Annotated in this window: 6 protein-coding genes and 1 pseudogene; 5 read left to right on the top strand and 2 right to left on the bottom strand. The window is 67.5% G+C overall.

Features of this window, described 5'->3' with window-relative positions:
• Positions 1-156 precede the first annotated feature (156 nt).
• From AX681_RS10025 to ychF, 3 genes are all read left to right on the top strand, one after another.
• Positions 157-756, top strand: coding sequence for a TIGR02466 family protein (locus AX681_RS10025; RefSeq protein ID WP_066657302.1), 600 nt, complete (start codon positions 157-159; stop codon positions 754-756).
• A 65-nt stretch (positions 757-821) separates the two neighbouring features.
• On the top strand, positions 822-1,286 hold the full coding sequence (locus tag AX681_RS10020) for a glycine zipper 2TM domain-containing protein (RefSeq protein WP_156442614.1): 465 nt from the start codon (positions 822-824) through the stop codon (positions 1,284-1,286).
• Positions 1,287-1,408: 122 nt separating this feature from the next.
• A complete protein-coding gene (gene ychF, locus AX681_RS10015) occupies positions 1,409-2,509 on the top strand; it encodes a redox-regulated ATPase YchF (RefSeq protein ID WP_066657307.1) in 1,101 nt (366 codons plus the stop codon).
• 60 nt (positions 2,510-2,569) lie between these two features.
• Here ychF and AX681_RS10010 read toward each other — a convergent pair whose 3' ends face one another.
• Both AX681_RS10010 and AX681_RS10005 read right to left on the bottom strand, forming a co-directional pair.
• Positions 2,570-3,355, bottom strand: a complete 786-nt coding sequence (locus AX681_RS10010; protein ID WP_066657309.1) for a hypothetical protein — start codon at positions 3,353-3,355, stop codon at positions 2,570-2,572.
• A gap of 34 nt (positions 3,356-3,389) precedes the next feature.
• Positions 3,390-4,229 carry an oxygenase MpaB family protein gene (locus AX681_RS10005; RefSeq protein ID WP_066657312.1) on the bottom strand — a complete coding sequence of 280 codons (840 nt, stop codon included), beginning with the start codon at positions 4,227-4,229 and terminating at the stop codon, positions 3,390-3,392.
• 50 nt (positions 4,230-4,279) lie between these two features.
• Here AX681_RS10005 and AX681_RS10000 point away from each other — a divergent pair, with 50 nt between their 5' ends.
• Both AX681_RS10000 and AX681_RS09995 read left to right on the top strand, forming a co-directional pair.
• On the top strand, positions 4,280-4,591 hold the full coding sequence (locus AX681_RS10000; protein ID WP_066657321.1) for a hypothetical protein: 312 nt from the start codon (positions 4,280-4,282) through the stop codon (positions 4,589-4,591).
• 51 nt (positions 4,592-4,642) lie between these two features.
• Positions 4,643-5,339: pseudogene (locus AX681_RS09995) on the top strand (hypothetical protein); the annotation flags it as partial.

The following is a 5,339-nucleotide window of genomic DNA, read 5'->3' as shown; positions in this document are numbered from 1 at the left end:
GGCGGAATTTTGCCGAGCTGGTCACGGCCGTCTGCGCGGCCGCCCCTCCACCACCCGCTTCGCGGGCGGTCCCCCTCCCCTGCGGCGCAGGGGAAGAATCGGTCTTTTCAACCCGCGCCGCTTGCGCCGCCCCCGCGTCCATGCTGTGCGGGCGGGATGACGATCAAGACGCTGTTCGCTACCCGCTTTTCGCAGACGCAGCTCGACGACGCCGTGTTGCTCGCCGAACTGGCCGATGCCTGTCGCGACCTCGCCGAGCAGGATCGCGCGGGGCAGCGCTGGTCGAAGGAGCATGGCTATCGCGGCTATACCAGCTACGCCTCGCTCGACGATCTGCCCGACCGCGACCCGCGCTTTGGCGATCTGGTCCGCCACCTCAACCGCCATGTCGCGCGCTTTGCCGATGCCTGCGCACTCGACCTGTCGCGCAAGCTCAGGCTCGACAGCCTGTGGGTGAATATCCTCAAGCCCGGCGGCACCCATTCGGGGCATATCCACCCGCACAGCGTGGTGTCCGGCACCATCTATGTCGACGTGCCTCCGGGCGCGGGCGCGCTCAAGCTGGAGGATCCGCGCCTGCCGATGCTGATGGCCGCCCCGCCCCGCCGCCCCGACGCGCCGGAGGAGCTGCAGACCTTCGTCTATGCCCAGCCGGAGCCGGGCAGCATCTTCCTGTGGGAAAGCTGGCTGCGGCATGAGGTGACACCCCATACCGGCAAGGGCGAGCGGATCAGCGTCAGTTTCAACTATCGCTGACTTCGCGCCCGGGACGGAACCATTTCGCCGATGACACGGTTCAACCGTCCATCGGGAGATTGATGATGAACAAGGCAATTACCGCATTGCTGGCCGTGACCCTGGCGGTTCCGGCTGCGCCGCTGCTGTCGAGCACGGCGCACGCCCAGAGCTGGGAAGAGCGCGAGCGTCAGCGTGACCGTGAATATAATGAGCGCCGCGACCGGCGCTGGGACGATCGCCGCGACTATCGCGACCGTGACTATCGCTGGCGCGGCAGCGACCGCAACTGGGATGCGTCGCGCAGCTACCGTCAGGGCAATTATCGCGAGCGTCGCCTGAGCCGGCAGGATCAGGTCTATCGCGGGCGCGACGGCCGCTATTATTGCCGTCGCAATGACGGCACGACCGGCCTTGTCGTCGGTGCCGCGCTGGGCGGCATTCTGGGCGGCGCGATCGGCAATGGCGATCTGCTCGGCGTGATCCTGGGCGGCGCTGGCGGCGCCGTGCTGGGCCGGGAGATCGATCGCGGCAACGTGCGCTGCCGTTGATCGGAGCGCACGAGCAACAAGACCCGCCGGTCTCGCGACCGGCGGGTCTTTTCATGGTCTAGCCTTTTGCCTGTCTCCGGCGTATTTGCGCGCCTTTCCCGGATCACAGGACCAAGAGACCCATGGGCTTTCGCTGCGGCATTGTCGGCCTGCCGAACGTCGGCAAATCGACGCTTTTCAACGCGCTGACGCAGACTGCGGCGGCGCAGGCGGCCAACTATCCCTTCTGCACGATCGAGCCGAATGTCGGCAATGTCGCGGTCCCCGACGACCGGCTGGACGCGCTGGCGAAGATCGCCGGATCGGCCAAGATCATCGAAACCCAGCTCGGCTTTGTCGACATCGCAGGCCTGGTGCGCGGCGCGAGCAAGGGCGAGGGCCTGGGCAACCAGTTCCTCGGCAACATTCGTGAGGTGGACGCGATCGTCCATGTCCTGCGCTGTTTCGAGAATGACGACATCCAGCATGTCGACAACAAGGTCGATCCGATTGCCGACGCCGAGACGGTCGAGACCGAGCTGATGCTGTCCGACCTCGAAAGCCTCGAGAAGCGCGTGCCGAACCTTCAGAAAAAGGCGGCGCAAGGCGACAAGGAAGCCAAGATCGCGGCATCGGTGCTGGGCAAAGCGCTGGACCTGTTGCGCGAGGGCAAGCCTGCCCGGCTGGTCGAACCGAACGATGCGGAAGAGGAGCGCGTGCTCAAGCAGGCGCAGCTGATCACCGCCAAGCCGGTGCTCTATGTCTGCAACGTCAATGAAGAGCATGCCGCAGACGGGAATGATTACTCCGCGCGCGTGTTCGAAAAGGCGAAGGCCGAGGGCGCGCAGGCCGTGGTCGTCTCCGCCGCGATCGAGGCCGAGATCGCGACCATGCCCGCCGAAGAGCGCGGCGAGTTCCTGGCCGAGCTGGGGCTGACCGAAACCGGCCTGGCCCGCGTGATCCGTGCGGGCTATTCGCTGCTGCACCTGCTGACCTTCTTCACCGTCGGGCCGAAGGAAGCGCGCGCCTGGACCACCCATGTCGGGGCCAAGGCGCCGCAGGCGGCGGGCGAGATCCACACCGATTTCGAACGCGGCTTCATCCGCGCCGAAACGATCGCGTTCGACGATTACGTCAAGTTCAACGGCGAAACCGGTGCGCGCGACAACGGCAAGCTGCGGTCGGAAGGCAAGGAATATGTCGTCCAGGACGGCGACGTGATGCTGTTCCGGTTTAACGTCTGATCCACCGGGCAACTCCCCTCCCTTGCAGGGAGGGGAATCAACGGGTTGGGCTTGCGTGCCTCAACCCAAATACCGCTTCCGCCGCTCTGCGCTGGCCAGCATCACGACCAGGGTGGCCACCACTAGCAGCCCTGCGACGATGGTCGCGGTGGCGATTGCGTCATGCACCTGCCCTGACTTCTGGTGGATCGCGAACAGCGCCCACAGGAATGGGATCGGGTACCACGGGTTGCCGCCGGTGCCGACCAGTGCCGCTGCGACGATCACGCCGCCGACGATCAGGATTGCCGCCGAGATCAACGGCGCGGGTCCGGGCAGCACGATGCCGTGGAAGTTGAGCGCGGCGGCGATGTTGACGATCGTCGCGGCGGTCAGCCAGCCCGCCAAGGCGCTGAGCGGCAGCACCACCGCCAGCCGCTCGGCGAGGGTGAAGGCTGCGGTACCCGCGAAGACGCGCAGGATCGCGAGAAGATTGACCAGCGTGAACACGATGATCAGCACTGAGGGGAAGCCGAGGCTGAACAGCTGGGTATAGGTCACCCACAGCGCGTTGCCGAGCACGGCGAGCGCGAAATGCCAGCCGATCCGGCGCACCAGTTCGCTGTCGCGGTGGCGCGGCAGCAGCTGGTAGACGACATAGACCAGGGTACCGAAATAGAGCGGTCCCCAGATCGCGAACGCCCAGCCAGCGGGCGTGATCAGTGTCTGCGTATCCGCCGATTGTTCGCCGACCGGATTGCCGATGCCGATGGCGGGCAACAGCGGGGCGAGGATCTGAGCGAGTGCGAAGACAAGCGCGGCGACGGCGCGCACGCGGCTGTTCGAGGGGGATGCGGTCTGGGTCATGGTCCGAGAACCTAAGCGCCCAAAAATGGTTCCGCTAGTGAAACGCCCAGCGGAATGTCTTGGCGATTGCCAGCGTCGATCCGCGCACCAGCGGCAGCGCGACGACCGGACGTTGCAACCCGTGCATCGCGCGCGCCCAGTCGGGCAGCAGATCGACCGCTGCGGCGAAGATCGCCGCCTGTGCCGGGGCCATCGCGAGGCTCGGTGAGGGCTGGTTCAGCAGGAAGCGGGCGACTTCGCGGGTGCGATCGTCGACCATCAGCTGCGGACGCATCGCTGTGATCAGCCGCTCCGCCTCGAACCGGCTGCGCGGGATCGGGTCGGCGCCCAGCGCCTCCGCCACGCGCGCAGTTTCGGCGTAATAGACATCCTCTTCCGCGCGACTGACCGGCACGCCGTAGCGCTGCCATGCAGCGAGGAAGCTCCACATCTCGGTGACATGCACCCAGGCGAGCAGTTCGGGATCGTCGGCACGATAGGGCGTGCCGTCGGGAAGCGTGCCAGCCACCCGCTCATGCACGTCGCGCACCTTGGCGATGGTTGCCTCGGCGATGCTGCGTTCGGCATAGGTGGTTTCGGCGATGAAGCGCGCGGTGCGGCGCAGGCGGCCGAGCATGTCCTTGCGGAACGCGCTATGGTCCCACACCCCGGCCAGCACCGCCGGGTGGAGCATCTGCAGCAACAGCGAGGCAACGCCGCCGACCATCATCGTGGTGACGTCGCCATGGACGCGCCAGGTGACGCTTTCGCGCGCGAACAGCGCGGCGTCGCTGCGCGTGACCGGCTTCTCGCCCTTGTCCTGATCGTTGAACGTGGCGCGGATCACGCCGATCAGGCGCTTGCGCAGTCCGGCGGCGAGATCGGGGGGCGGCATCGCTTCATGGTAGAGTGGCGCTGGCGCGACGGCAATGATAAGGGCCGGGCGTGATCTTCCGGCTGCTCATCCTGCTGGCACTCGTGCTCGGCACCGTCCCCGCCCCGGCGGCGGCGGCACCGGCGTGTCACGACATGGCCGAGATGGCGATGCCGATGGAGCATGACGCCCCCGCTCCGCAGCCCGACAAGGTGCCGGCGATGGGCAAGAGCCTGTGCGTCGGCTGCATCGCGCCGTCGACGATGAAGGTGAGCGCGGTCGCTGAACCGCTGACATTCGTTGCGCGTCACGATGCGATCGGCCCCGCCCGCGCGATGACTGGCGCGCTGCTGACGCCCGAGCCACCTCCTCCGCGCGGGTGATCGACTGCGGGGCCTGAGCCCGCTTCCCGATCATTCACGGAGTTTAGCATCATGACCTATCGAACGACGCTCGCCGCCCTGCTGGCGGCGACGGCGCTGCCCGTTGCGGCGGCAGCGCAAACGCATGACCATGGCCAGCACACGATGCCGGCACCCACCCCCACGCCCGCACCGGCACCAGCCCCCGCGCACGAACACGGTCGACATGCGGAACCGACCCCGACGCACACTCCCGCGCCGGCCAAGACCGATCACCAGCACCATGGCGCGCACGAAGCGCACGACACTCCCGAGGCGCCCAAGCCCAACGCCCAGATCGCGTCCGGCACCGCCCTGCTCCCCGCCGCCGAAGGCGGTCAGCATGGCGGACTGCACGTCATGACCGGCGACTGGATGCTGATGGCACATGGCTATGCCTGGGGCGCGGTGACCAGCCAGGGCGGCCCGCGCGGCGACGACATGGCGTTCGTCCAGAGCATGGGCATGGTCACCGCCAGCCGCCCGCTGAGCGATTCCGCGCGGATCGAGCTGCGCGGCATGTTCAGCCTCGATCCGCTGATGGGCCGTCGCGGCTATCCGAACCTGTTCGCCGCCGGGGAGACCGCCAATGGCCGCGCGCTGGTCGATCGCCAGCATCCGCACGACCTGTTCATGGAGCTTGCGGCGCGGGTCGAGGTCGATGTTGCCCCCGGCGCCACCGCCTTCCTCTATGGCGGCCCGGTGGGCGAGCCTGCGCTCGGCCCGCCCG

Source organism: Sphingomonas sp. CCH9-E2 (assembly GCF_001557215.1).
In the GTDB taxonomy this organism is placed as follows: domain Bacteria; phylum Pseudomonadota; class Alphaproteobacteria; order Sphingomonadales; family Sphingomonadaceae; genus Sphingomonas.
The sequence above is the reverse complement of the archived record's forward strand: the minus strand, read 5'-3'. Positions and strand labels throughout refer to the sequence as shown.